General features: G+C 57.3%; 21 protein-coding genes and 1 pseudogene. 5 read left to right on the top strand and 17 right to left on the bottom strand.

Annotation, left to right across the window (positions count from 1 at the left end; genetic code table 11):
• Positions 1-284 precede the first annotated feature (284 nt).
• From NVB75_RS02120 to NVB75_RS02080, 9 genes are all read right to left on the bottom strand, one after another.
• Complete coding sequence (locus NVB75_RS02120; protein ID WP_258345711.1) at positions 285-2,303, bottom strand: DUF3732 domain-containing protein; 2,019 nt, start codon at positions 2,301-2,303, stop codon at positions 285-287.
• Complete coding sequence (locus NVB75_RS02115; protein ID WP_258345710.1) at positions 2,300-2,764, bottom strand: three component ABC system middle component; 465 nt, start codon at positions 2,762-2,764, stop codon at positions 2,300-2,302. The genes NVB75_RS02120 and NVB75_RS02115 overlap by 4 nt, the downstream gene beginning before the upstream one ends.
• Complete coding sequence (locus tag NVB75_RS02110; protein WP_258345708.1) at positions 2,764-3,909, bottom strand: hypothetical protein; 1,146 nt, start codon at positions 3,907-3,909, stop codon at positions 2,764-2,766. Before NVB75_RS02110 ends, NVB75_RS02115 begins: the two co-directional genes overlap by 1 nt.
• A 1,101-nt stretch (positions 3,910-5,010) precedes the next feature.
• On the bottom strand, positions 5,011-6,063 hold the full coding sequence (locus NVB75_RS02105) for a hypothetical protein (protein ID WP_258345707.1): 1,053 nt from the start codon (positions 6,061-6,063) through the stop codon (positions 5,011-5,013).
• Positions 6,063-7,553 (bottom strand): hypothetical protein, encoded by a 1,491-nt coding sequence (locus NVB75_RS02100; protein WP_258345706.1) that lies wholly within the window; start codon positions 7,551-7,553, stop codon positions 6,063-6,065. Before NVB75_RS02100 ends, NVB75_RS02105 begins: the two co-directional genes overlap by 1 nt.
• Positions 7,554-8,360 (bottom strand): hypothetical protein, encoded by an 807-nt coding sequence (locus NVB75_RS02095; protein ID WP_258345705.1) that lies wholly within the window; start codon positions 8,358-8,360, stop codon positions 7,554-7,556. It abuts the gene before it with no gap.
• Positions 8,360-9,805, bottom strand: coding sequence for a hypothetical protein (locus tag NVB75_RS02090; RefSeq protein WP_258345704.1), 1,446 nt, complete (start codon positions 9,803-9,805; stop codon positions 8,360-8,362). The genes NVB75_RS02095 and NVB75_RS02090 overlap by 1 nt, the downstream gene beginning before the upstream one ends.
• A gap of 490 nt (positions 9,806-10,295) precedes the next feature.
• Positions 10,296-11,129, bottom strand: a complete 834-nt coding sequence (locus NVB75_RS02085; protein ID WP_258345703.1) for an oxidoreductase — start codon at positions 11,127-11,129, stop codon at positions 10,296-10,298.
• Positions 11,130-11,221: 92 nt separating this feature from the next.
• Positions 11,222-12,145: a LysR family transcriptional regulator gene (locus NVB75_RS02080; protein ID WP_258345702.1), complete on the bottom strand. Its 924-nt coding sequence runs from the start codon at positions 12,143-12,145 to the stop codon at positions 11,222-11,224.
• A gap of 110 nt (positions 12,146-12,255) precedes the next feature.
• Here NVB75_RS02080 and NVB75_RS02075 point away from each other — a divergent pair, with 110 nt between their 5' ends.
• Entirely contained in the window at positions 12,256-12,474 is a 219-nt protein-coding gene (locus NVB75_RS02075; protein WP_258345701.1) for a DUF2790 domain-containing protein, read from the top strand.
• Here NVB75_RS02075 and NVB75_RS02070 read toward each other — a convergent pair.
• From NVB75_RS02070 to NVB75_RS02035, 8 genes are all read right to left on the bottom strand, one after another.
• Positions 12,471-13,718: an OprD family porin gene (locus NVB75_RS02070; RefSeq protein WP_258345700.1), complete on the bottom strand. Its 1,248-nt coding sequence runs from the start codon at positions 13,716-13,718 to the stop codon at positions 12,471-12,473. The genes NVB75_RS02075 and NVB75_RS02070 overlap by 4 nt on opposite strands.
• Positions 13,719-13,757: 39 nt before the next feature.
• Entirely contained in the window at positions 13,758-15,092 is a 1,335-nt protein-coding gene (locus tag NVB75_RS02065) for an MFS transporter (protein ID WP_258345698.1), read from the bottom strand.
• A gap of 55 nt (positions 15,093-15,147) precedes the next feature.
• Positions 15,148-15,909: a 1,6-dihydroxycyclohexa-2,4-diene-1-carboxylate dehydrogenase gene (locus NVB75_RS02060; RefSeq protein WP_258345697.1), complete on the bottom strand. Its 762-nt coding sequence runs from the start codon at positions 15,907-15,909 to the stop codon at positions 15,148-15,150.
• A 10-nt stretch (positions 15,910-15,919) separates the two neighbouring features.
• Complete coding sequence (gene benC / locus NVB75_RS02055) at positions 15,920-16,942, bottom strand: benzoate 1,2-dioxygenase electron transfer component BenC (protein WP_258345694.1); 1,023 nt, start codon at positions 16,940-16,942, stop codon at positions 15,920-15,922.
• Positions 16,943-16,952: 10 nt separating this feature from the next.
• Positions 16,953-17,441: a benzoate 1,2-dioxygenase small subunit gene (gene benB / locus NVB75_RS02050; RefSeq protein ID WP_258345693.1), complete on the bottom strand. Its 489-nt coding sequence runs from the start codon at positions 17,439-17,441 to the stop codon at positions 16,953-16,955.
• Positions 17,438-18,814 carry a Rieske 2Fe-2S domain-containing protein gene (locus tag NVB75_RS02045; RefSeq protein ID WP_258345692.1) on the bottom strand — a complete coding sequence of 459 codons (1,377 nt, stop codon included), beginning with the start codon at positions 18,812-18,814 and terminating at the stop codon, positions 17,438-17,440. The genes benB and NVB75_RS02045 overlap by 4 nt, the downstream gene beginning before the upstream one ends.
• A gap of 85 nt (positions 18,815-18,899) precedes the next feature.
• The gene (locus NVB75_RS02040) at positions 18,900-19,859 is read right to left on the bottom strand and encodes an AraC family transcriptional regulator (protein ID WP_258345691.1); all 960 of its coding nucleotides are present in this window, start codon (positions 19,857-19,859) and stop codon (positions 18,900-18,902) included.
• Positions 19,860-19,977: 118 nt separating this feature from the next.
• Positions 19,978-21,378, bottom strand: a complete 1,401-nt coding sequence (locus NVB75_RS02035; protein WP_258345689.1) for a DHA2 family efflux MFS transporter permease subunit — start codon at positions 21,376-21,378, stop codon at positions 19,978-19,980.
• A gap of 265 nt (positions 21,379-21,643) precedes the next feature.
• Here NVB75_RS02035 and NVB75_RS02030 point away from each other — a divergent pair, with 265 nt between their 5' ends.
• From NVB75_RS02030 to NVB75_RS02015, 4 genes and pseudogenes are all read left to right on the top strand, one after another.
• The gene (locus NVB75_RS02030) at positions 21,644-22,489 is read left to right on the top strand and encodes an ABC transporter substrate-binding protein (RefSeq protein WP_258345687.1); all 846 of its coding nucleotides are present in this window, start codon (positions 21,644-21,646) and stop codon (positions 22,487-22,489) included.
• A 16-nt stretch (positions 22,490-22,505) separates the two neighbouring features.
• Positions 22,506-24,015, top strand: a pseudogene (locus NVB75_RS02025) (amino acid ABC transporter permease/ATP-binding protein).
• A gap of 17 nt (positions 24,016-24,032) precedes the next feature.
• Positions 24,033-24,698, top strand: a complete 666-nt coding sequence (locus NVB75_RS02020; protein ID WP_258345686.1) for a GntR family transcriptional regulator — start codon at positions 24,033-24,035, stop codon at positions 24,696-24,698.
• Positions 24,699-24,712: 14 nt separating this feature from the next.
• Positions 24,713-25,564: a DUF1989 domain-containing protein gene (locus tag NVB75_RS02015; protein WP_258345685.1), complete on the top strand. Its 852-nt coding sequence runs from the start codon at positions 24,713-24,715 to the stop codon at positions 25,562-25,564.
• Positions 25,565-25,577 lie beyond the last annotated feature (13 nt).

The raw sequence follows: 25,577 nt of genomic DNA, 5'->3' as shown, positions 1-25,577 counted from the left end.
TACGCTGGGTAAGTGACGCAAAGCGATCCTCAGGGTAAGGATGTGCATTTCTAGGTCTTGGTATGTGGAGGTCGGAAAGGCGCTGTAGCTTGCCCATTGAAGCCGATGACGCTGGCTGCGCAGTTTGAGGGCTTACCCGCCGAACGAAAGCCACCATGTCGTATCACGTTTCCCGGCACCGAGTGGGAATTGAAATACCCACTGAATTCATGGACTGCCCCCGTACTGGACGAGCTCACAGTGGTTAAAGGGCACCTAATCCGTCAGCATAGGGGCTCAGTCGGTTACACCAACGCATCGAGGCGACGTTCAGCAATGAAGCCTCTCTTACGCCATGTTGCACGTACGAACGACTGGAAATTAGCCTTGCCCTTGAGCTTCAAATCGTCAGCATGATCAGTGACGATGATTTGCGGCATCGTCCCGGTAGCCGCTTCAGTCTGTTCGCAAAACTCGATCAGCTTGTTAAACATGTTCGTTACCGCACTCAAGTCATCGTCCAAGCGATCAGTGCTTGCAGTCAACTCAGCTAACGCCTTGGCGTCAAACGTCTGGCCATGGTCAATCTTGGTCGGGAAATAGACCTGGGTGGGTTGATCTAGGAACAGGATGGGAGGAATCTTGCAGCCCTCTTCATGCTTGAGCGCGAAGACCGAGTGGAGCGAAAGGAACAGTGTTAGGTGGGAATAGAGCCAGTTCGCCCCGCTCCCCATCGAACGTAGGTATACGTTGCCCATGTCGGCACTCTCGTGCCACAAATCGAAGGTGTGCAAATCGAACTTGAGGTTGATAGGCTGGTAGGCATCTTCAAAATCGAACCCGGCACCAATGCGGGCCATCTCACTGTTAATCAGATCGCTCAGATCGCCCATTTTTCCGTTGACGTTGTAGGCATCCAGAAGCGGCTTAATTACGGCCAATCTGTCTTTGATGAACTGGAGAGTGCCCTCGTACTCGGTTTTAGGCTTGCTATCGTAGTCCTCGATAACCCCCTCGATGCGGTGCTTCACACGCAGCGCAATCTCATCAACCGTCTTGCTCTTCTTGAGGTCTTCGACCTGCTTGGTCAACTGATTGATGCTGGTCTGGATACCCGAAAGGATATCCTTTTCCTTGGCCAGCGATTTAATGAGTTTGTTTTCCTCATCTCTGAAACTCTCCCGCGCGTAAGACGTGGTTTTGAGCTCACGGTTCATCCAGCCAATCGCGGCAGTCAGCTTATTCGCCTCCACCTCCACTTGCTCATGGGGCGCATCACAGAATGGGCAATACGCGTCGCTAACCTCGGCGTACTCCGGCACCGGAATCTCGGCGATATTCTTGGCGAAATCTTCTGTGAGGCTGATCGACGACCGCACCGCGTAGAGTTTGTCCTGAAGTTCACGAACAATTATCGTCTGTTTCGACCGATCGTCTTCGAGCGTTTTTTTGCGTAGCGAGTAAGCGTCTGCCTGACTGTCGATTCGAACGTTCGCGTCGTGGATCTTGCGGAAAGACGGCTTAAGACTGCCTGCGATTTGAGCGCCCGTAAGCGGAGTCAGATCCGTACCACTGATCACCTTGTACTCGGCTAGGAGGCCGTCTATGCGTTTAATGAAATGCTCTTTTTCACCCTTTGTCTTAGGTAGCTGCGCCTCGATCTTCTTTTGCTCAGCCCGAAGTTGATTTTGCTCTTGGGACAGATAGAAGTAGTCCTGATCGACAAAGTTCATGAATATTTTCAGGTGCTCAATCGCCTGGTCACGCTTCTCTTTTTCATCGAAGCGGTAGAAGAGCGCATGCTTGTTAGCCACCAAATTCTGATGTTGAAGCATGTACGAGACGAAGCTACGTACTGAAGGTGTTGCGCTCTTAGACTTCCCATACTCACGCGGCGAGTCGTCCTCATCAATATCCGTCATGGTGACAGCAAAGTAGCGCCCTAGCTCTTTATTAAAGTCGCGCACCGACAAAAACATATTCGGCGTAAAGAATGCATTAATATTCTTCATCCGCTGAAAAATCTCGTCGAGCGAGCCACTGACCTCAGCAATGAAAATCTTATCGGCATCGCGAGTTCGCGCCAAACATAGAAGTTCAGCCTCTAACTGCAGAATGGTGAAATACATCTTCGACCGGGCAGTAATGACACCTTTCGGAATCGTATCGTCGCTATTACCAAAGCAAAAATCAAATATTTCAATAATCGCACTTTTGCCCATCGAAGACTTGCCAGTGATGATATTCAGGCCAGACTTGAACGTGACCTGATGCACTTCATTATCACGATCTACAACACCGACAGATTTGACGTAACATTTCATAGCTGCACAATCCCTAGCGACTTGAATACCCGAGGAGCTTCTCGATCTTGCAGGAGCTTTGCCAGGTTGCGGGCAGACGCCACTTTCTGCCCCAATCCCTTCAGGGGTGGATACGTTTTTTGGGTGACCCTGACGATCATATCGTCATTGATCGTCAGATACTCCGCGCTCACCAGGCTCATCAATGTGACATTGGTGACCTCTCGCAGCGACTGTATCCGCTTATGAACGCCCGCGATCCGCGTTTTATCGCTCACCATGGTTCGCCAGGTATTCCGCTCGCTGATTCGGTGCAGGTACGCTGAAGTCGCCTCATGCAGCACAAAAGGCAGCACAAGATAGCTGAAAAGAATATTCTTCTGCGTCTCCTGTAGCTCGCCGTAGAACCCATGGAGAATGGGCGCCATGATCAACGGGTTTCGTTGCAGGGTATGAATATAGTCAATGGTTGTAAGGGTCATCACCAAAGCCTCCAATGCAACTTCTCATTACCCTGTTCGTCCTCGTCGTCCGCCAACATATGCCAGAGCCCATTTCGAAACTCCACGGAGGTGCCATCGAATGCAGGTATCCCATCGACGGGCTCGCCGCAACGAGTATCAAAGAAGTTCTGCGATTCGAAACACCACTCCCCTTCAGGCTTTCGGGAGCAGCGCCTCATCTCGACCGACCTTAAACTTTTATGCCGTTTAAGCTGATCATGTTTGTAATTATCGATGTCAATTTTTTCGACGGTGAACCGCTTAAATTCGTTGGAGATTGTGTGCACGGCAACCATGTGTTCTAGTACTGCAGAGGATACTTTGTCAGCATACTCAATTTCGCAGAGCTTTTTCACAAACAGCCGATCAGTATAGCCTGACTTATCTTCACCTTCGAAGATCGCCGGATCAACCACAGGAAACTTTCGCGAGTTCCTTCCGTACCGCGAGAACAAATTAGCAAGCTTAATATCGAAATCTTCGTAGGTAATCTTCCAACCGTCCTTGGCTAGGCAAGGCTCGATCAGGTAGCCCAGCAGCGCCTGGAAATACTCATCACGCTGTGTGGGATCAATCCCTTTACCGAAGCGGCTTCGAGCATCGAATGCACGCGATTTGAGGCTAGGTTCATCAGAGAGAATCTTGACCTTTTCAATCACGTCCTTCAGAACAGATCTTCTTTCATCTGCCATGACGAACTGCTGAGCCTGAACGGCCTTGGAAGGCTTCTTTCCGGATTCAGCTACACGCGCCTCACTATCAGCCAGTACTTTGGCAAGCAACGCTAGGCGATCATCACCACTGAGGTCGTTCCAATGGCGCAGCTCTGCCGTTGAGCCGTAGGACTGGGTCGTGAGCAAGATAAGCTCGGCATACTTCTCTTGCTTGAACTTCGGTGACAACCAGTTCTTCAGGGTATTCCAGAAATTGATATGTCCATCAGTAAGGTCATCAATGAAGTTTTTGACTTCGACCTGGACACTACCACTAACAGTGACATCACCATACACCTCAAGCCAGAGGGTCTGCCTTTCTACCAATTGGTGGCAGTACTCAAGCGTCACAATCAACTGGTAGTCGATGGCCTCCAGCAATCTGGTTGCATCGTTGGCAAGCTTAGCCACAAAATCCTCCACTCTTTGCTTCACCGTAGCGGTGTGCAGACTCGCGAGGAGATCAAACGCCGTCCTGGCCAATCCGCCTACCAAAGGCGCAAAATCAATTCAGGCACGAAAACCCTGTACCTTATGTAGCCAGGCGATATAACTGTATCTATATACAGTTATAGAGCGCGATAGCTTAGCGATTGTAGCGTGATGGCATTTTATTGGCAAAAAGCCATGTCGCGGTCTAATCCTTCTACTCTTAATTGCTGATTGTCAGCAACGAAGACGAAGGTACATGGGGCTCTTTCGACTGATAACGATGGGTTCGAACTTGATTGCAAATCCGCGAAGATATCGCTCGGTTCCAGCACATGGTCAACCCGACTGAGCCAGCTTAGCAAGATGACTGGGCGATTGAGTATTCTCACCGCTGACCTGCCGGATCCCGAATACGCCATTGGAGTCTCAGCAAACGCCCGGCAGATATCCACATCGTCGCTCATTTGAACGCAGCAACAGCGGCCAAACGACTGATCAGCGACCTGGCCCAACGGTTTAATTGATCAAGAACGGCACGGAAAGGCGCTTCCGTACTTAAGGGTATCGACACGTTACCAATGCTCTCTTACGAACGACCAAGGATCTTCCAGATACTGGTTGCTCATCCACTATGCGAACGCGCACTGAATACCAGCCACGGCCACCCAGATCCATGTCAGAAATCGCCATTCGCGATCGCTCGTACACTCGGCGCAATTGGGGGCATAACTGGGGGCATATTTTAGATTTTTCGAGCTGAAAATATTGTCCTAGAGCCTAGTCAAAATGTTTTTCGGGGATCCGGACAGTCTCTAAAGGTCATCTGGCTAGCTGTCTATTTAATCATTCCTGGCTTTTCATAGGCTATGGAGATCTACCCACTTCCAGAGTGTCGATACATCGGGGGCATATCTGAGGGCATCCTAAGAATGGTTTGAAAAGGTGCCCCCAGCCTTAAACCAGGCGGGCACCATTCACCTCAATTCTGGAGTTCAGCAAGCGTATTTGCCGTTTGCTCAGGTAACGCCTGCGTGATACCTGCGCGGACGTAAATTCCTTACTTTCTTCGCCAACACGCTCCTATCGCCTGACTTCAACCTTGTAAAACAAATTTTCAACCATAAGTCGGCGCCGATCAGAGGTAACCGCATCTTGAATCTGGCTCACCAATCGCACGTAGTACTTGCACTCTTTTTGCGTGCCCAAATCGGACACCGGCTTGGCCGCTTGGGTAAAGCTTTCATACGTACGCGTGGTATTGGCCATCAGTTCCCTAATACCTGGCAACGCCATCGCATCCTCCTGACGCGCGGGCGGCCATGCGGGTTCGAAAGAGAGATTGTTTTCACTCAGTTTTACCGTGAGGAACATCTCCGCTTTACCGGTGACTTCATTCACCCAACACGGCGGAAGGTCACCACCCCGGCCCTTATTCAAGCGGTTCTGCAAGAACTGAACCTGACCTCTTAAGTCTTTATTGGCTTTCTGTAATTCAATTGGACTTACACCGTTTTTGTCCGCCTGTGCGAGGGCAACGGCGTGCTTGATCGCCTCTTGGAGCTGTTCCTTCGTCTGTTCGGTGTTTGCCCCGAATGCAGCCGCTAGCATGTCTTCCTGAGCCTTGAGCGCCGCGACGCGTTTCACCACATCCGTAGGCTGTATACCGCTTTCATCAGCAGGATCAACGACCAGCTTTTTTAGCTGCTCAAACGACATCATCGTTTCTAAAATTAGTTGCTTAGCGTCGGCGCCTTTTTTCTGCCCAGCAACCTCCATCAAGGCTTTTTCGATTGCTGCGAGCGCAGTCAGCTCTTGATCTTTTTGGGTCATGAGTACTTTCAAGCGATCCAGCTCTGCGGTTGCTTTCGATGCGTCCACCAGCTTGCTGATTATCTCCTCGGGCTTACGCACACCTAACGCAGTCATCCGCGCTTTCAGTGCCTCGGCCGCCTTGTTGATCGCATTCTCACGTACATCCAGATCCTGGAAGGCCAACATTTTTTCATTCAACGCCTGATTTTTATGGGTTAACTTAAAAATCTGGTACCCCATCAGCAGCAGCAATATGAAGCACACGATGATAAAGATCTCGGTAAGCGAGAGCTGAAACACTTGATCATTCTTTCCGCTCATCAGGCGGATCTCGCTTCCGCGAGGCTCTCTGACTCAACGCAGTGAGTGGATGTGCCCCGCTCTGCCGCAGTGAGTCCACCAATCTTGTTAATCAGCGCATCCAACTGGCTGTGAGCGGCTTCGACTGAACGATTGCTCTCCTCCATCCGCGATGCAACCCCCTGGTGTTTCTCATTACTTTCAACCAGAGCCCGAACCAGCGGCGCTAAACTCTGCTCAAGATTCTCCGCCAAAATCTCCCGATTGGTCTGACTGACTTCGTGCACACCTTTCAGAGCATCGGCGATGTCCCTGCCCAGGCGCTCTACAGTATCGGCGCTTTCAATACGGATATTCAAAGCATCCAGTTTATCTGCAATGCGTTCCACCGATTGCTGACGAGCCTTGATTTCGTTGAGGTAATCCTCTTGCTGGTCGTCCAACGAGTCCAGGTACTCTTTCTGTACGCGCTCAACACTTTCCATCATCTCTTTGCTCTGTAGTCTCATCGCATCCACCAGGCGCTCCTGGCTCGTCACAATGGCACCGACGGATAACAGGTTTTCATCGAGTGTTTGAGTCTTAGCATTCAAGCTACGAATGGCGGTAGTGACTTGGCGCGTAGCGGTTTTAACGTCTTCGGCCAACGAGGCTACGCCTTCATTCACGCTGTCCGTTGTGCCTGCCAATGTTTCAATTGAACCACCCAGCTTGCGGGTGAACAGGTCATCAGGAAAGATCATTTGCTCCACGCGATCGCGCGCCAGTGTGCCGAAATCCAAGGCGTTGTCTTCCATCTGCCGTAGCGTAAGAGCGCTCTTTTCGGTCAGCTCATTAATAGTGCTCAACAAGTTGTCGCTGGACTGTCGAGTGTTTTCAAGTATCAGCGCAAAGGCTTCATTGCTCTGCTGCGTAGCATTGGCAAAGTAAGCGTCGGTGGCAGTGATGTTGTGTTCGTAAAGTGCCTTGACCTGTTCCTTCACACTCTGCACCGCTTCGCGAGAAGCGACGTCTACCTTGTCCCGGAAGACTTCAAGCTGTTGAAAAGTGTTGTCAAAGGAGATAGCCAGATTTTCGGCAGCGTGAATCGCACGCTCTTCGACACTTCTGACCGCATCATTCGCATCGATACGAAACCCGGTATGAATAATCCGCGCCAGCATACCCAGTGCGGTACTGACCATAGCGGCACCGAACCGAGTCGCCATACCGTTGAGGTTGTCACCCATACTCTCAATGTCCAGCAGGCAGATAATGATGCTGGCGACAGTGAACAGGAAGCCCAAGTAGTAAACTGAATCGGCAAATTTGGCCAGGGTGAGTTGCTTGTCCCATTTTTCTCGAACGACATAGCCGATGACCCAATACGCGATCATCACCGCCAGCGGAAAGACCAGCCCTAGCCAAAATGGGTCATTTAGCTTCAGGCTGGCGACGGACAAACTGATTTTCAGCAACACCGCGAACGCAAAGTAGGTGCTGACGCGTTTGATCGATTTATTGACGTCCACTTATAACCCCTCGACCCGGGAAAAACCTTCCACAGATACGCCGTTATCTTGAAAGTATTGCTCCCAGAACATCGAGAGCTTGGTGTTCTGTAGGGTTTTCTGATCAGCTGCCAGCAGGTTGATGGCTACAATGCTGCCTTGCAGGCCAGGTGCCACAGCATTTTGCCCATAAGCGGTCTTACGAAAATCCGCGTAAAGCGGCAGGTTGGCCTTATACATGCTGAACTCCGGCATGTTCGCCAGCATGTCGGAGTAAATTACCAGCCTGCGTTCACCCGAGACATGTGCGCGCTCAAATCCATTGATGCCAACAAGCTGCAGCATCTGGAAAATGGGGGAGTTCTTGCTGCGCTCTTCGAGCGAGATTTTGTGCACGATGTCGTCAAACGGCTTTACAAATTTTTGGTTAAAGTCCCGATCAACAAATTTCTTATTACTCGTCTGCTTGTTCCGATCCTTCCACTGACCAGGATTGCAGCGCTCAAATAGGGGTTTTTCATTGCTCTTAAAATCTTCACCGAGAAGAAATACGGAGAGCAGAAAGCCTTCGGGGAGCTCCTCAGTTACCATCGTTTTAAGCCGTTGGCCTAACGCGATTTTCTGGGTAAACGGGAACGGTGAGGTGTTATCAATGAGCACCACGTATTGCCCTTTGGGACCTGTCGACGGGCAAAGGGTCTCCTTATCGAAGGTTTCACGCGTCGCATTGAAATAGAACATCAAGGCAGCCGCCGCTATTGCGACACCACCAACCAGCAAGCCGAAAGTTTTACCGGAACGCCCTTTTTTCTTGGCATAAATTGCCATTACGCTCTCCCTAAAACGAGTTGCTGCAGCGGCTGCACTTGATCGTATTTCTGATTAAAGGACGACTGAATTCGGGCCCTGATCGTCTCTAGGTTGGAAACCATTTCGTTCATTAAGCGTTCTTGCTCAGCAAGTTTGATCTCATCCTTCTCGGTGCCGAAATCAGGCATTGTGACCTCAACAAATGTCACCGGCTCGTCGAAGTAGGCCGGCGGCGGATTGTTGCTAGGGCGAGCCATTTCGTTTTCAATCCGATACTTACGGACCAGGTTAGTGAGCGTTTCGTCGGCCAGTACCATCCGCTCATCCACGACCTTCTTGATGACCGTTTTCTGGCTCATGCTGCGCTTAAAATTCTGGATGGCTGCCGCTGCACGATCAACGTTCTGATCGATCAGGAGAAGGGATTCAAGCTTGCGCTGCTCCAACACATGCCGCAGCGCTTCAATAGCAAAGATATACCGGCGTTGAGCGTCTTCGTAATCCAGGTAAACCTTCGCGTACCCTGGATAACGGTCAGTCCAGGTGTAGCCCTTATAGACTGCTGCCACTCCAAAAATGACCGTCAGCGCAAATAAGCCGCATGAGCTGATGTCCTGAAATGGAAGGATCGAATCTTGTAAATAAGCACGAATCAACTCGACAGCTGACTGCGATTCATCTTCAAGTTGAGGCAGTACAAAACGGAAATAGGCAGTTCCTAAGCCGACAGTAACCATGCTGAGAACTGCCGCACCTAACGCAAAATAGCCTGCGAACATCCTTGACGGTATGACATGGTTTTTATAGGCACTAGCCCTACCCAGAAAGAAGCATACGAACACGTTGAACGCAGACAGCATTATTGCGGTGACAAACCCACCCACATACCCGCTGGCCATGCCCTCAGAAAACAAAAAGGCGTTTCCAAAGCCTTCCGCCACTGTCATCGCAAACAGCAAGCCACCGTTCATCCATTTGACATCCCCATCAGCAGCATCAGCAGTCCTGTGCTGCAACTTGTTTTGCTCACGGAAAGTTTCGAGTGCATGGGCCTTGTCTTCGGCCGCTTGCTGAAGCTCCGCCAGCTCGCCATCCATTTTGGAAATGTCCTGATCGGCGTTTCGCTCAAACTCCTCGCCAAGTGCGATAGTGCGTTTGATGTCGCGGGTCACGTCAATGGCGTCCAAGCGGTTGTCGGCGCTTTTTAGGGATCGCTCACCGTACTTGAGTATCTGCTCACGCATTCCGCCCAGTTTGCCCCGAATACTGTGCTCGACATCTGAAAGCTGGGTCGCAGTACTGGAGGGAACTCCGGCAGCTCCGCGAAGCCGCGCCAGCTCAACGACGCGCAGCTCTTTCTGGATTTTCTCAGGATCAATTTTCGGCAATACATCGCTATCAGGCTCATCTTTCTGACTAAACAGTTGGACAATGAAAGCCAAGAGCTTTCGAAAGAAACTCATTTATAGGACCGCAAAAGGTTAGACATGGAGGGTATGCAGAGATAGATGAGCACTAGGCCGGCGCCAAATTAAGCGCACAGAAATAGGCAGCGTGTCGCGGCCATCCCTGCGCCGGTATCGAGTGATGGCTAAATAATGCCAATGCGCACCGATAAGGGCAACAAGTCAGTACAGAATTGTATTGTTTTGGACAAATGGTCAGCGCCGCTGATTGGTGCATTGAGACAGCCAACGCAGCGTGCCTCCCTAATCAAACGGGACGCCGGGTGCTGCCGCATCAACTACGTAACGCCTGCCGCAGGAGCCTCCAACCAATCCCGCCATCCTCATAGGTTCGTGGTGCTGATCGCGTTTACAATCCAAATGCCACAAGTCTTACCCACTTAGCGTTCTACTCCGGCTGGCCTGACGCGATGTTGGCCGTACCGATGCTCAAGGAAGTCTTCGCTTTTCGCCATTAAGGTCAGTGCAGACTGCGAAGTGGGATGCCTTAACCATCCGTAGAACGCGTCAGCGCCTCCCACTGATCAATATCCCGCAGGGATTGCAGCAGTTTTTCCCGCACATAACCCAGCGCATCACTGCCCAGCAGCAAATGCGCCGGTGGGTGGTCGCTGGCAATCAGCGTCAACATCGCCTGCGCGGCTTTTTTCGGATCACCCAATTGGTGGCCGCTTTTCTCTTCCCGCGCCTGGCGCACCGGATCAAAGCTCGCATCGTAGTCGGCGATACTGCGTGGCGTGCGCTGCATGGACCGCCCGGCCCAATCGGTGCGAAACGAACCCGGCGCCACTGCCGTGACAAAGATGTTGAACGGCTTGAGTTCTTTGCTCAGGGTGTCGGAGATGCCTTCCAGCGCAAACTTGCTCCCACAGTAGTAGGCAATACCCGGCATGGTGATCGTGCCGCCCATGGAGGTGATGTTGATGATGTGCCCACGGCGGCGCTGGCGGAAGTACGGCACGAAGGCCTTGGTCACGGCAACGGCGCCGAACACGTTGACGTCGAATTGACGGCGCATGTCCTCCAGCGGCGACTCTTCGAAAATCCCCTCATGACCGTAACCCGCATTGTTCACCAGGACGTCCACCGGGCCGAAGCGGGTCTCCACCTCGGCGACGACGCTGTCGATCTGTTCAAAGTCCGTGACATCCAGTATTACCCCATGGGCGCGCTCCGCCGACAACGCTTCGAACGCTTGCAGGGCCGTCTCATTGCGCACAGTCCCGATGACTCGGTGGCCGGCAGCCAACGCCTCTGCTGCCAGCGCTTTGCCAAAGCCGCTGCTGATGCCGGTGATGAACAGTGTTGTTTGAGTACTCATGAAAAATCGCTCTCGGTGGATGTGCCCCCATGGTAGTCATGGTAAGCACTGTCGACCTATGCCGGTAACTCTATGAGGTTTGCCTATTCCTATTAGCCTCGGGGAGCCTCAATCACGTTCACCTGCTCCTCCAGCAACACCGGCAATTGCACCTGCAAAAACGCGACCCACGTGCGCACCTTGGCATCCAAAAAACGCCTCGACGGATACACCGCGAAAATGCTGCGCTCCCTTAGCCGATAGTCGGGCAACAGCCGTACCAGCGAACCTTCCCGCAGTGCCGCGCTTGCACTGAAAAACGGCAACAGACTGATGCCCATGCCTTCCTGCGTCGCCTTGACCATCGCATCCGCCACGTTGGTCCTGAAGGTGTCTCCCGGCGCAATCGCAACCTCGCCCTCTTCACCCTTGAACACCCAGGCATCCTCCTGGAAATCCTGAAGGTGCAAGCGTCGGTGCTGCATCAATTGCTGCGGACTCTCGGGCACGCCGTATCTGGCCAGATACCTCGGCGCCGCACACAGGACGCTGAACAACTGCCCCACCGTCTGGCTCACCAGCGCTGAATCCGGCAGTGAATGGGCGATGGAGATCACCACGTCGTGGCCCTCTTCCAGCGGGTCAGGGTTGTGCTGGGACAGGGTCAACTCGATGGACACGTCCGGGTATTGCTCGCTGTAGCGGGCAATCAACGGGGTGATCAGCACGCCAAGCCCACTCATACAATGCAGCCGCAACCGCCCGCGCGGGTTGAGGTGTGCGCCGCTGGCCTCCGCGGTAGCTTCCCTCACGTCTTCAAGAATGTCGCGACAGCGCAGCAGGAACCGCTCGCCCGAATCGGTAAGGCTCAGGCGTCGGGTGGTGCGTTGCAACAGGCGGGTCTCAAGGTGTTTTTCCAGCTCTGAGATCAACCGTGATACGTGGGCGCCGGACATGTCCAAGGCCTCAGCCGCCGCAGCAAAGCTGCCTGTGTCGACAACCCGGGCGAACACCTGCATGCCATTGAGCAGATCCATCAGTATTGCCCCTCGATTGCTACCTGATACGTACGAGTCATTCACCTGTTCCTGTCTTTATCCCGCTGTGGCAATCACTAAAATGAACCCTACTCACAGAGGGACTCATCATGACTATCAAATGGCTCAGTTTGATCCTGCTCTTCAGCACCACCGGCGCCCTGGCGGCCGGCAGCAGTGAAGCGCCGGATATCCAGCGCATTGTTTCACTCACACCCGTGCCCGGCAGTTGCCAGGTAGAACCGGCGACGATGGTTTATCTCGACAGCCAGGGCGTCAGCCACACCGTCAACTACCAGGTCATGGGTACGTGCCAGGGCGGGGTTTAAAGCAGCTTCCAGGTGTAACTGAGGATCAGCCGGTTCTCGTCGATATCGCTGCGGTAGTTTGAACGGGCCATGACGTTACGCACCCGAATGCCCAGGCCGCTCAACGTGCCGCTTTGCACCACATAGCCGATATCCAGGTCGCGCTCGCGGTCCTTGCCTTCGTAACCGGCGCCGGTGGTCACGTTGTTGCCAGTGATGTAGCGCACGGTGGTGGTCAACCCCGGAATGCCCAGCGCCACGAAGTCGTAGTCGTACCGCGCTTGCCAGGAGCGTTCGTCGGTGTAGGCGAACTCGTAGGTGGGCACCTCGTTGCCCAGCGGTGTGATGTTGGCGAACACCCTTGGGAAAGCACTGTCGCCGTACATGGCTTGATAGCCGACGTAGAAGATATGGCCGCCATGCTTGGCCGACAGCAGCGAGAAAAACGCCTGGTTGTCGATCTTGCCGAGCAGTTTGTCGCCGTCTTCCCGGGCATCGTAGTAGCCGAGGTTGGCGCCGAGTATCCAGTTGCCCATCGGCTGGCTGTGTTTGAGGCCGACAAAGTCCTGGCGGTAGATGTCCTTGAGTTGGCCATGCCAGTAGCTGACGCTGGTACGGTTGGTGTTGAAGGCGTAGTCGTCGCCGACATAGTTGAACCCATCACTTTCTGCGCCGCGTTGCGGCACATGGCCGAGCATGGCGATCATCTTCTCGTCGCCGGCTTCGTTGCGCAGGCTGGTGGTGGTCAAATGCCCGGCCTGTAGCGTCAGGCCGGCGATTTCGCCGGAGCTGACACTCACGCCCTGGTAGCTGGGCGGCAACAGGCGAATGTCGCTGAAGGCCAATACCGGCAGGTTGGGTTGCACTTCGCCAACCTTCAATTCGGTCTTGGAAAACCTGGCCTTGAAGGTCAGGCCCAAACGGCTGTAGTCGTCCGGGGCACTGCCATCGCCCTTGACCGGCAGCAAGCCGGTGTTGGTCCGGTCCGGGCTGCTGTCGAGCTTGAGGCCCAGGGTGCCCAGTGCATCCAAACCGAAACCGATCGGCCCCGGGGTATAGCCGGATTTGTAGGTCAGGATAAAACCCTGGCCCCACTCCTGCGCCTTTGATTGCTTGTTGGCGCCCACGATCTCCGAAAAGTCGCGGCTGAAATAGTAATTGCGGGCCTGCAAGGTGGCTGTGGAGTCTGCGAAAAAACCGCCCTCAGCCGCAGTCGCCGCAAAGGGCATGCCCAACAGGGACAGCCAGATACGTTGTGTCTTCATGTCGTTGCTCTTAGTTATTGTTATCGACGGTTTGAGCGATCACAGCGCCTGCGCAGTGATCAAATCGGTGCTGGAGCGACGCCCGTTCAAGGCGTATGCCGTCATCGCCAATGCCGCGATGGCGCCGGGAACGGCGAATGCCAGGAAGTTCAGTTGCAGCGGCAACTCGATGCCCATCAGCGCGCCGCCGAGCAGCGGCCCGACAATCGCGCCATTGCGGCCGATGCCCGACGCCCAACCCAGCCCGGTGGAGCGAATCGACAAGCCATAAAGCTGCGCGGTACCCGCATACAGCAGGATTTGCGTACCGATGGTGGTGGCGCCCGCGACGAAGATCAGCAAATACAGGACCGGCATCGGGCTGTTGATACCCAGCAGGCTGATGGACACCGCCGCAGTGACGAAGAAGCCGATCATGACTTTCACCAGGTTCAGCCGGTCTCCCAGCCAGCCGCCGAGAATCGCCCCGGCCATGCCGCCGAAGTTCAGCGCCAGCAGGAAGGACAGGCTCGACCCCAGGCTGTAACCGGCACCGGCCATCAGCTTGGGCAGCCACGAACTCAAGGCGTAGACCATCAGCAGGCAGCAGAAAAACGCGACCCAGATCGATGCGGTGCGTACCGCCAGGCCATGGCGAAACAGCTCCAGTACCGAGGCACCCTTGCCTTTGCCGGCGCTGATCTGCAACTTGTCTTCAGCGTCGATTGGGGTTTCGGGCGAAAGGCGCTTGAGTAGCGCACGTGCCTGGTCCAGCCTGCCCTGGCGGATCAGAAAGCCGATGGATTCAGGCAGCCAATACACAATCACCGGGAGCAGCAACAGCGGCACGGTGGCGACGAAGAACATCGATTCCCAGCCATAGCGCGGCAGCAGGTAAATCCCCACGCCGGCCGAGAGCATGCCGCCAAGTGAATAGCCACTGAACATCAGCGCAACCAGGGTGCTGCGGATCTTCTTCGGCGCGTACTCGTTCATCAACGCCACCGCATTCGGCATTAACCCGCCACAGCCCAGCCCGGCGATAAACCGGCAGATACCGAACTCGGTCGGGTTGCTGGCGAAGCCGTTAATCACGGTGGCAACGCTGAACAACGTGAAGCAGATGGCGATGCCTTTCTTGCGGCCGATCCGGTCCGCCAGGCTGCCAAACGCCAGCGCGCCGAACATCATGCCGAACAGCGCGTAACTGCCCAGAGCCCCTGCCTGCAAGGGCGACAGGCCCCACTCCTTCATGATGGACGGCAACACCACGCCGTAGATAAACAGGTCGTAGCCGTCGAAGATCAACAGCAAGGCACACAAGCCCATTACCAGCCAGTGGAAGCGGCTGAAACGGGCGTTATCGATAATCGAATGAACGTCATGGGTACGCATGGCAGTGCTCTCATTATTGTTGTTGTGAGTCAGTGTCTGCAGTTACAGCGATGGGTCAGCCGAGGTCGCCGCCTCCTACCGGCAAGGTCACGCCCGTGATGTAAGAGGCCTCATCGGAGGCGAGAAACAGGATCGCGCCGGCTTGTTCGTCGATGCTGCCGTAGCGCTTCATCGGGCTGCTGTCGAGGGTCTGGTCGACAATCTGTTGGTACCAGACGCGCTCCTGGTCGCTCTGGGGCTGGCTGTTGCGCGGGATCCGGCGCGGCGGCGCTTCGGTACCGCCCGGCGCGGTGGCGTTGACCCGGATCCCGCTGCCGGCAGTCTCCAGGGCCAGGCATGCGGTCAGGGCATTGACGCCGCCCTTGGCCGCCCCGTACGGCACGCGGTTCACCCCACGGGTGGCGACGGACGAGACATTGACGATGGCACCACTGCCCTGCTCCAGCATGTAGGGCAACACGCAATGACAGCACCACAGCGTCGGGAACAGCGACCGGCGTACTTCCGCCTCGATTTCACTCTCGGCGTAGTGTTCGAAGGGCTTGGCCCAGATGGTGCCGCCGACGTTATTGATCAGTACGTCGATACGCCCGAAACGCGCCTTGGCAGCGGCCATCACGCGTGCGCATTCGGCGTGCTGTTCAAGGTCGGCAGTGAGGACCAGCGCCCGCTCATACTGCAACTCATGCACGAGTTCCGAGCGGTCGACCGCCACCAGCCAGGCGCCCTCTTCCAGCAAACGCTCGGCGACACGCCGGCCGATGCCCTGGGCGGCGCCGGTCACCAGCGCAACCTTGTTGTTGAAACGTGGGTTCATGGGGTTTTCCTCAGGCGGCGTCGCCGGTGACGATGGCGTTGGGCGTGAACTTCTCGTAATGGAAGCTGGCGGGCGTTACGCCCTGGTTCTTGAAGTGCTGGCGTACCGCGTCGACCATCGGCGGCGGCCCGCACAGGTACACATCCACGTCACCGTCGTTCAGTACGTCGGCGGCCATGTGTTGCGTGACATAGCCCTGCTGTGGGTGCGCGGTCTGAGGGTCAGCCACGCAGGTGACAAAACTGAAATTGGGCAGGCGTTTGGCGAAGGCTGCCAGCACCTCGACCATCACCAGGTCCTGATCCCGCGTCACGCCGTAGATCAGCCGGACCGGCCGGGTTTCCCCGCGTTCGGCCAGCACTTCGAGCATCGACAGGAACGGCGCCAATCCGGTGCCGCCCGCCAGCAACAACAACGGCCGCGCCACTTCACACAGGTAGAAACTGCCCAGTGGCCCGGTCATCGGTACGGCATCGCCCGGCCGGGCGCGCTCCAGCCAGCCGCTCATCAGCCCGCCAGGCACATGCTTGATCAGGAAGCTGGCGCGTTTGTCGCCGGGCTTGCTGCTGAAGGAATACGAGCGGGTCTGCCCGCTGTCCGGCACGCCGATATTCACGTATTGGCCCGGCAGGAATACCGGCGCCTGGTCCAGCTCGAAACTCACCTCCAGGGCGGCGTCGGCATGCCGGGTAATGCTCGCCACCGTCGCGGCAAACTGCGCAGTGCCGGTCTTGCACGCACCGGACGGCACCGGCACGGCGATCACGCAGTCGGATTGCGGCACCATCTGGCAGGTCAACACCTGGCGCTCGCCGGCTTCATCTTCGCTCAGAGCGTCTTCGATATAGTCGTCGCCCAAGTCATAGACGCCGGTTTCACAGCGGCATTTGCAGGTGCCACACACACCGTCCGAGCAGTCCATGGGCAGGTTGATACGTTGGCGAAAGGCCGCATCGAGGACCTTTTCACCCACCTTGCAGTCGATGAAACGGGTCACCCCGTCCTCGAAGTTCAGGGCAATGGAGTACGTCATGGGTGTGTCCTCAGATGTGGTAGATATCGATGACCTGATGGATGTAGTCGTTTTTCAGCACCACCTTCTTGCGCGTGATCAGCGGCTGATCGGCGCGGATGTCGACGCGATAGAACGAGGTACCGAAGTACGTATCCGTGGTCTTGTAGCGATGGCTGAGGGTTTGCCAGTTGAAACGCAGCTCCACGTGTTGCCCGTCATCGGCCAGCACTTCGAGGTTGGTGATCAGGTGCGCGGTGCGCGGCTCCGGGGTGCTGGCGCTGGAGCGCTCGGTCTTGATCCGGAACACGCGGTCTTCCAGGCCGTCACGGCTGGGGTAATAGATCAGCGAGATTTCGCTCTGGGGGTCTTCGGTCAGGGTGTCGTGGTCGTCCCAGGCCGGCATCCAGTACTCGACCTTGGGTGAATAGCATTCAAGCCACTCGTCCCACTGACGGTCATCCAGCAGGCGCGCTTCGCGGTACAGAAAATCCAGCAGGCGGTCGCGGGAAGCACTCATGACAGCACCTCCTTGTCCGTGGCGATCACGCCTTGCTGCTCGCGCTCGATCGCCTGTTGCAGGCTCTGGGCCCAATGGGCGTGCTGGCGCACGAACAGCCCTTCGTCCTCGGTTTTGACGCCGCTGAGCTGCGGGTTCATGCCCATGGCCCGGGCGTTGTCGTCGGCGCCTTCCACCCATTGTTTCGCACCGCGGCTGAGGTCATTCCACAAAGTGGTCGCGCCCTGGTAGCCGGTCTGGCAGGCGCGGAACTCTTCGAGGTCGTCCGGCGTACCCATGCCGCTGACGTTGAAGAAGTCTTCGTACTGGCGGATACGCGTGGTGCGTTCCTCGGCGCTTTCGCCCTTGGGCGCCATGCAGTAGATCGTGACCTCGGTCTTGTCGACGGCAATTGGGCGCACCACGCGGATCTGCGTGGAGAACTGGTCCATCAGGTACACATTCGGGTAGAGGCACAGGTTGCGGGTTTGATCGACGATAAAGTCCGCACGCTCCTGGCCCAGACGCTCGGCCAGCGCTTCACGGTGAGCATGCACCGGGCGCACTTCAGGGTTGAGCAGGCGCGTCCACAGCAGGATATGCCCATGCTCGAAGGCGTAGACGCCACCCAGGCTTTTCGACCAGCCATTGGCGTCGACGGTGCGCGTGCCTTCGGCTTCGTAGTTGCGGCGGCCCATGGTCGCCGAGTAGTTCCAGTGCACGGAGCTGACGTGATAACCGTCGGCGCCGTTCTCGATCTGCAGCTTCCAGTTGCCGTCATACACATACGACGAACTGCCCCGCAGCACTTCCAGGCCCAGCGGTGCCTGGTCGACCATCTGGTCGATGATCACCCGGGTTTCCCCCAAGTAGTCGCTGAGTTCCGGCACCGTCTCGCTGAGACTGCCGAACAGGAAGCCGCGATAATTTTCGAAACGGCCAAGGCGCTTGAGGTCGTGGGAGCCGTCACAGTCGAAGCTGTCGGGGTAGGCGCCGGTCTTGGCATCCTTCACTTTGAGCAGCTTGCCGGCGTTGCTGAAGGTCCAGCCGTGGAACGGGCAGGTGAACGAGCCTTTGTTGCCTTGCTTACGGCGGCAGAGCATGGCGCCACGGTGGGCGCAGGCGTTGACCAGGCCATGTAGCGAGCCTTGCTTGTCGCGGGTGATGACCACGGGTTGGCGGCCGATCCAGGTGGTGAAGTAGTCGTTGATTTCTGGCACCTGGCTTTCGTGTGCCAGGTAGACCCAACCGCCTTCGAAAATGTGCTTCATCTCCAGGGCAAACAGGTCGGGGTCGGTGAAGATGTCGCGGCGGCAGCGGAACACCCCGGTGGCGGGATCTTCCTGGACGGAGTCGCGCAATTGTCGGGCGAGTCGGTCGAATGTGCTGATCATGGGGTAGGCCCTCGGTTGTTCTTGTATCAGGCGCCCCCACCTTATGTGCTTGCCCTACCCCTCAATATCCGCTGACTGCAATTCGCTATCCGCCTGGCGCAAGCCGGCGCTTCCACGTCTGCGAAGGCAACTCGCCGAAGCGTTTGCGATAGGCCTCGGAGAAACGCCCCAGGTGCACAAACCCGTGATCCAGCGCCACCTCGGTGACGCTGCGCGCCGTGGCCAGTTGCAGCATGGTGTGCACCCGCTCCAGCTTGCGTTGGCGCATGTAGTCCCGGGGCGACAGGCCGACCTGGCGTTCAAACAGGGTATACAGCGACCGCTCGCTGACCCTGGCGATGGCCATCAGTTGTTCGACGCTGATGTCGTCCGTCAGGTGCTCTTCGATAAACTGGCGCACCGCTTCAAAGCCACCGCCTTGATCAGGCCGCGGGATCACCCGCAGGACGTTACTGGCCAGCAGCGCCAATAACTTATTGGCCACGATGCGCTCGTACAGGCCCTGCACTTCCGGTTCGGCGGCGTTTTCGGCCTCATGACAGATCAGCCCCAGCAGTTGCAGGAACCCGCCCATTTCAGTGAGTGCATGGCGCGGTGCGGCGAAACGGATGCCCGGCTGCGGCAACGCCCAGTGCTGCTCCAGGCAGGCGTTTTCCAGCAGGCGCACCGGGACCTTGACGATGAATTTTTCGCAGTCGGCGGAATAGGTCAGGTCCACCGGGTCATCCGGGTTGATCAGCAGCACTTCCCCCGGGCCCAGCACCTGCTCTTCGCCACGGGAGTTCGAGCGGCAGTGGCCGTGCAGCAGGATTTGCAGGTGGTAGATGGTTTCCAGCGCCACCGACGTCACCCGCACCGGCGCACCGTAGCTGATGCGGCACAGGTCGAGGCTGGAGAAGGTCCGGTGACTGATGCTCGCCTGCGGGCGGCCCTTGGGTGGCAGGCGGATGCAGTGGCTGCCTACGTGCTGGTTGACGTAGTCGGACACGGCATAGGCATCTGCACGATCGAAAATCTGGCTGCGCTCACTCAATAGCACGGTCATGGTTGCGCCTTTTATTGTTATGGGCCCTGCGTGTGTACGTCACCGCAGAGTGATGCGGGGGACTTGAACCGTCCAATATTCAATAGGTGTTGCTTCATACCCCCAAGGTATCGTGGGTTCATTTGCGTTGCAGCACCGACTCCCCGGCCTGGGGCGGCAGCCGCAGGTTATCCAGCAGCGCCACGCCGGCAATCACCGCGACCAACAGAAACGTCAGCTGGAAATCGGCGGTGGCGGCCTGCCCGGTATTGCCGTGAAAATTCATCGCAAAACGTAACAACAGCGCGCCAATCGCCACGCCCATGGCCATGCTCAGCTGGAAAAACATGCTGAACAAGGTTGAAGCATCACTCATCTGCGCCTTGGGTATATCGGCGAACCCCAGGGTGTTGAACAAGGTGAACTGCATGGAGCGTGACAGGCCGCCCACGAACAGAATGAACAGGATCAGTGCCCAGCTCATGCGCTCGTCCAGCAATGCACAGGCGGCAATCGCCAGTACGCCAAGGATGCCGTTGATCATCAACACCGGGCGAAACCCCCAACGCTGCATCACCCAGGTGGTGAACGGCTTCATCGCCAGGTTGCCGGCAAATACCGCGAGCACCAGCAACCCCGCATCGAAGGCCGAGAGACCGAACGCCAGTTGAAACATCAACGGCAGCAGGAACGGCAAGGTGCTGATGGCCACCCGGAAAATCGACCCGCCACACAGGCACACACTGAAGGTGCGCACGCTCACCACACCCAACGCCAGTAACGGCTGGGCATGCCGGCGCATATGGCGCCAGGCAAAGGTACCGAGCATCACGCCTGCGCCGCTGAGCAACAGGCCCTGCAACAAGCTGCCACGGCTTTGCCCGAGCAGTTCGACACCGTACAACAGCGCCGCGCTGGCGACGCCCACCAGCAGGAAACCGCTGAAGTCGAAGGTGCGGGCAGTGACCTCGTCATGCTTGGGAATCAACACCAGCGTGGCGATCAATGCCAGCAGGCCCAGTGGCAGGTTGAGGTAGAAAATCCACGGCCAGGACGCATGGGTAACGATAAACCCGCCCACCGGCGGCCCGAGTATCGGCGCCACCAGGCCGGGCCAGGTGATAAATGAAATCGCCCGCACCAGGTCTTTCTTCTCGGTCGAGCGCAGCACTGCCAGGCGTCCCACCGGCACCATCATCGCCCCACTGATGCCCTGCAACACGCGCGCGGCGACGAAGGTTTGCAGGCTGTCACTCCACCCGCACAGCAACGACGACACACTGAACAGCACAATCGCCGAACCGAATACCCGCCGCGACCCAAAGCGGTCGGCCAGCCAGCCGCTGATGGGAATAAACACCGCAACGGCGAGCATGTAGGCGCTCATGCCGATATTCACGTCCACCGCCCCCACCCCGAAGGTTTTGGCGATGTCCGGCAACGCCGTAGCGATCACCGTGGCGTCCAGGTTTTCCATGAAAAAGGTGACGGCGACCAGCAAGGCAATCAAGGTTGAGCGGCGTTGGGAGATCGACGTCATTGCTGTTCACTCAGGGTTTCATAGCGGCACTTTATCAATAAGTACGTGCGTGATGCCCCGCAATATTCCCGCCCCACAACGTAGCGCGTGGTAACGAATCGCCCCGAATTGGTGTGCGCGCCTACAAAAAAAGCCCTCGCCTCCCATCAAAACTCATCAAAAAATCCTTAACCAGTCTACTTGGCACGATAAACGCTTACCCACTAATACAGGATTGTTGAACAATCATGACTACCCCCTGAATCCAGCAACCGAGGCGACAAACATGCAAAAAGGTCTGACGGGCAAGAACACCCTGCGCACATTGGGGCTAGCGATCACCCTGGCGTGCGTGACGCCGCTACTGTCGGCTGCCGAGATCAAGGGCACCCTCAAACAAGGCGAGCTGTCGATCGGCTCCGACCTCACCTACCCGCCTTACACCTATCTTGAGCAAAAGACCCCGGCCGGTTTCGACCCGGAGTTCATGCAATTGATGGGCAAGCAACTGGGGCTGAAACCGCGTTTTCTCGACACCCGTTTCGCCAACCTGATCCTTGGCGTCAACGCCCAACGTTTCGACGTAGTGGCCTCGGCGCTCTACGTCACCCCCGAGCGTGCCAAACAGGTGGACTTCCTCAGCTACCTGAAGACCGGTTCCTCGCTGATGGTGCTCAGCGCCGGCGACTTCAAACCCCAACGCCCAGAAGACCTGTGCGGCAAGCGCGTGGGCTCGATCAAGGGCGCGTCGTGGGTGCCAAAGCTAAACAGGGTTTCGACGGACTACTGCCTCCCTGCGGGCAAGCCGGCGATCGAGTCCCGAGAGTTTCCGACCTCCCCGGAAGCGGCCCAGGCCTTGCTGGCCCAGGCAGTGGACGTGCAGATGGAAGACGCGGCGGTCGCCAAGATCACCGTCGAAAAGCTCCAGGGCAAAACCGTGATCAGCTCCAACGAATTGATCTACCCGGTGGTGGTCGGCCTGGCCGTGCGCAAGGAAAACCCGGCACTGCTCCAGGCGTTGACCGACGCCCTGAGCCAGATCAAGCAGGACGGCAGCTACGGCCAGCTGCTTGCGCGCTACAACCTGGCCGAGCCGAACGCCGCCGAGATCAGTGCGGCACTGGGCAACTGAAACGCGGAGCACCTTTATGCAATTCGATTGGCATTACACCCTGGGCCTGTTGTGGAACGGCGATTTCTGGCGCGCCGTCGGCACTGTGGTCGAACTGAGCCTGGAAACCTGGCTGCTGGGCATTGTGCTGGGGTTTTTCCTGGCACTTGCGCGGCAGTCGGAACGCCGCTGGCTGCGGGACTCGGCCGGCGTCTACATCTGGTTCTTCCGCAGCCTGCCGTTACTGGTTCTGTTGATCTTTGTCTACAACCTGCCCCAGGTGTTTCCGTCCACCAGCGTGGTGCTGTCCAACCCCTACTCCGCGGGCCTGATCGCCCTGGTGTTGAGTGAGGCGGCCTACATCGCCGAGATTCATCGGGGCGGCTTGCTGGCGGTGGCCAAGGGGCAGCGCGAAGCCGGCAAGGCGTTGGGCGTGGGTTATCGCGGCGTGCAACGCCTGATCGTGGTGCCCCAGGCGCTGCGGGTGGCACTGCCGACACTGGCCAACGAATACATCACCATCGTCAAGCTGACCTCACTGGTGTCGGTGATTTCGCTCTCGGAAATCCTGCTGGTGGGCCAACAGCTCTACACCCAGAACTTCCTGGTGATGGAGACCATGCTGGCCGTGGCGTTCTATTACGTGTTCATCGTGACGGTGTTCAGCTGGCTGCTGCGGGTGCTTGAAAACCACTTGGACGTGACCCGCCGCAAACCCAAGGCCATCGCGCCCGCTGAACTCGACCAGGTGGCGACGCGTCGTGCGTCGGGCCAGGCCGAGCCCGGCGAGTTTGCGTTGCAGGCCCGCGCAGTGCGCAAGGCCTATGGCGAACTGGAAGTGCTCAAGGGCGTTGAACTGAATGTGCGCTGGGGCGAGGTGGTGTCGATCATCGGCCCGTCGGGCTCGGGCAAGACCACGCTGATACGCACCATGAACGGCCTCGAAAGCCTGGACCGTGGCGAAATCACCCTGCAAAGGCCAGCCGTTCCTGCGTGGCACTCAGGAACCCCAGGGTGCGCTGGGTCACAAGGTGCATATGCGCGGTATCGTCCATGTAGGCATGGTGTTCCAGGGGTTCAACCTGTTCCCCCACAAAACTGCCCTTGAGAACGTGATGCTGGCGCCCGTCTACCATGCCCATGGTGGCGCCGAAGAACTTCGCCTGTTGAGCTTGGCCCTGCTGCGCAAGGTGGGCATGCTGGAGCACGCTGGCAAGTACCCGCATCAATTGTCCGGCGGCCAGCAGCAGCGTGTGGCAATTGCGCGGGCCTTGGCGATGCGGCCGTCGGTGATGCTGTTTGATGAACCCACCTCAGCCCTGGACCCGGAGCTCGTGGGCGACGTGCTCGCGGTGATCGAAGAGCTGGCTCGCGAAGGTATGACCATGGTCATCGTGACCCATGAAATGAGCTTCGCGTTCAAGCTCTCCGATCGCGTGGTGTTCATGGAAGGCGGCGAGATTATCCAGGACGCCCCGCCGCGTGAAATGCTCGAACAACGCAGCGAACGCATGACCAAGTTCCTCAAAGACGTCCAACTGGCGTGAGCCCAAGGAGCTCCAACGTGAGTCAAGCCAAGGAACCCAGCCTGTCGCTGGCCGACCAGGTTGCCATCGAGCTGCGTGAAGACATCATCGGCGGCCGCCTGCTGCCCGGCATGCCGCTGGTGGAGAGCGAGCTGGTCAACGCCTACAACGCCTCGCGCAACACGGTGCGTGAAGCCTTGCACCACCTGGGCCGCGAAGGCCTGACCAGTTACGTGCGCAACAAAGGCGTGATCGTGCGCCGCCTGGGGGTGGAGGAAGTGCGTGACCTCTTCAAGGTGCGACGCACCCTGGAGCTGCAGGCCATCGCCGCCAGCAAGCCGCTGCGCGAATACCAGTCCGACCTGATGCTCGAGTCCATCGAGGCCGCGCAACTGGCCCAGGACCGCGAGAACTGGCAAGCCTTCGGCACCCACAGCCTGCGCTTTCACCAACACATCGTCGGGCTGATGCGCAGCCCGTTGCTGGACGAATTCTTTACCCATATTGCAGCGCAGATGCGCCTGGTGTTTTCCAACGCGCCCAGTGAGGAAACCTTCCAGAAGCCCTGGCTGGAGCGCGATCGGCAAATTCACGACTTGCTGGTTGACGGCCACAAACAAGCCGCCGGGGAAGCCCTGGCCAGCTACCTCAATGACTCCGAATCGCTGCTGCTGGACATCCTGAGCAGCATTCCAAAACCCTGAAGCGAGGACCCACCATGTACAAGGACTACCCAGCGGCCTACCAAGTCAGCAAAGGCGCTGCCTTGCAGGTCGACAAAGCTTTCTATGACCGCGTGCGCGAGTCCCGGGATGGCCGCACCCTGATCGAACAATTCGAAGTGCCGATCCGCACCGGCCGCGCCTGGAAAGTACCGGCCGGCCATGTGTTCCGCGTGACCACGCCGGTGGGCCCGCAGGTGGGCGATTTCAACGTGTGGAGTGCCAACGACCCCCGCGAACGCATGTGGGCATCGCGTACCCGCCAGCTGCAAGGCGCTCACGTCACTACATACGACCGCCTGTGGTCGAACCTGCCGTTTTTGCGGCCGATGGTCACCATCACCGACGACAGCCTGGCCGACTATGGCATCGACGAACACGGCGGGCGCCTGCACGATTTGCTCGGCACGCGCTGCGACCCTTACGTGAACAAGATGCTCACCGGCGAAGATTTCCACCACCACTGCCACTCCAACCTGACGCGCGCGGTACTGCCCCACGGCCTGACCGAGTTCGACGTGCACGATGTGCTGAACATCTTCCAATGCACCGGCCTGAATCACGACGACATGTACTTCATGAAAGCCTGCCCGGCCAAACAGGGCGACTACCTGGAGTTCTTTGCGGAAATCGACCTGCTGTGCGCCCTCTCCACCTGCCCCGGTGGCGACCTGTCACTGCCGATGTGGGGCCCGGACGCCGAAGACCCGCTGAAGGTCTGCCGCCCATTGGGCGTTGAGATCTACCGCCTCGACGAGGCGCTGCTGGAAGGCTGGAAACAGCCAGAGCGCGCCGCCTATAACGGCAACCATGGCCTGTTGATTCCCAAGGCTGACTGGGAAAAATAAGCGCCAGATTGAC

Source organism: Pseudomonas sp. CBS, from assembly GCF_024734645.1.
Lineage (GTDB): Bacteria > Pseudomonadota > Gammaproteobacteria > Pseudomonadales > Pseudomonadaceae > Aquipseudomonas.
This window is presented reverse-complemented; position numbering and strand designations above follow the sequence as displayed.

Coding starts and splice junctions, on each gene's coding strand:
- NVB75_RS02120 (WP_258345711.1), bottom strand. CDS start 2,303: ATGAAATGTTACGTCAAATCTGTCGGTGTTGTAGATCGTGATAATGAA.
- NVB75_RS02115 (WP_258345710.1), bottom strand. CDS start 2,764: ATGACCCTTACAACCATTGACTATATTCATACCCTGCAACGAAACCCG.
- NVB75_RS02105 (WP_258345707.1), bottom strand. CDS start 6,063: ATGAGCGGAAAGAATGATCAAGTGTTTCAGCTCTCGCTTACCGAGATC.
- NVB75_RS02095 (WP_258345705.1), bottom strand. CDS start 8,360: ATGGCAATTTATGCCAAGAAAAAAGGGCGTTCCGGTAAAACTTTCGGC.
- NVB75_RS02090 (WP_258345704.1), bottom strand. CDS start 9,805: ATGAGTTTCTTTCGAAAGCTCTTGGCTTTCATTGTCCAACTGTTTAGT.
- NVB75_RS02085 (WP_258345703.1), bottom strand. CDS start 11,129: ATGAGTACTCAAACAACACTGTTCATCACCGGCATCAGCAGCGGCTTT.
- NVB75_RS02080 (WP_258345702.1), bottom strand. CDS start 12,145: ATGGATCTGCTCAATGGCATGCAGGTGTTCGCCCGGGTTGTCGACACA.
- NVB75_RS02075 (WP_258345701.1), top strand. CDS start 12,256: ATGACTATCAAATGGCTCAGTTTGATCCTGCTCTTCAGCACCACCGGC.
- NVB75_RS02070 (WP_258345700.1), bottom strand. CDS start 13,718: ATGAAGACACAACGTATCTGGCTGTCCCTGTTGGGCATGCCCTTTGCG.
- NVB75_RS02065 (WP_258345698.1), bottom strand. CDS start 15,092: ATGCGTACCCATGACGTTCATTCGATTATCGATAACGCCCGTTTCAGC.
- NVB75_RS02060 (WP_258345697.1), bottom strand. CDS start 15,909: ATGAACCCACGTTTCAACAACAAGGTTGCGCTGGTGACCGGCGCCGCC.
- benC (WP_258345694.1), bottom strand. CDS start 16,942: ATGACGTACTCCATTGCCCTGAACTTCGAGGACGGGGTGACCCGTTTC.
- benB (WP_258345693.1), bottom strand. CDS start 17,441: ATGAGTGCTTCCCGCGACCGCCTGCTGGATTTTCTGTACCGCGAAGCG.
- NVB75_RS02045 (WP_258345692.1), bottom strand. CDS start 18,814: ATGATCAGCACATTCGACCGACTCGCCCGACAATTGCGCGACTCCGTC.
- NVB75_RS02040 (WP_258345691.1), bottom strand. CDS start 19,859: ATGACCGTGCTATTGAGTGAGCGCAGCCAGATTTTCGATCGTGCAGAT.
- NVB75_RS02035 (WP_258345689.1), bottom strand. CDS start 21,378: ATGACGTCGATCTCCCAACGCCGCTCAACCTTGATTGCCTTGCTGGTC.
- NVB75_RS02030 (WP_258345687.1), top strand. CDS start 21,644: ATGCAAAAAGGTCTGACGGGCAAGAACACCCTGCGCACATTGGGGCTA.
- NVB75_RS02015 (WP_258345685.1), top strand. CDS start 24,713: ATGTACAAGGACTACCCAGCGGCCTACCAAGTCAGCAAAGGCGCTGCC.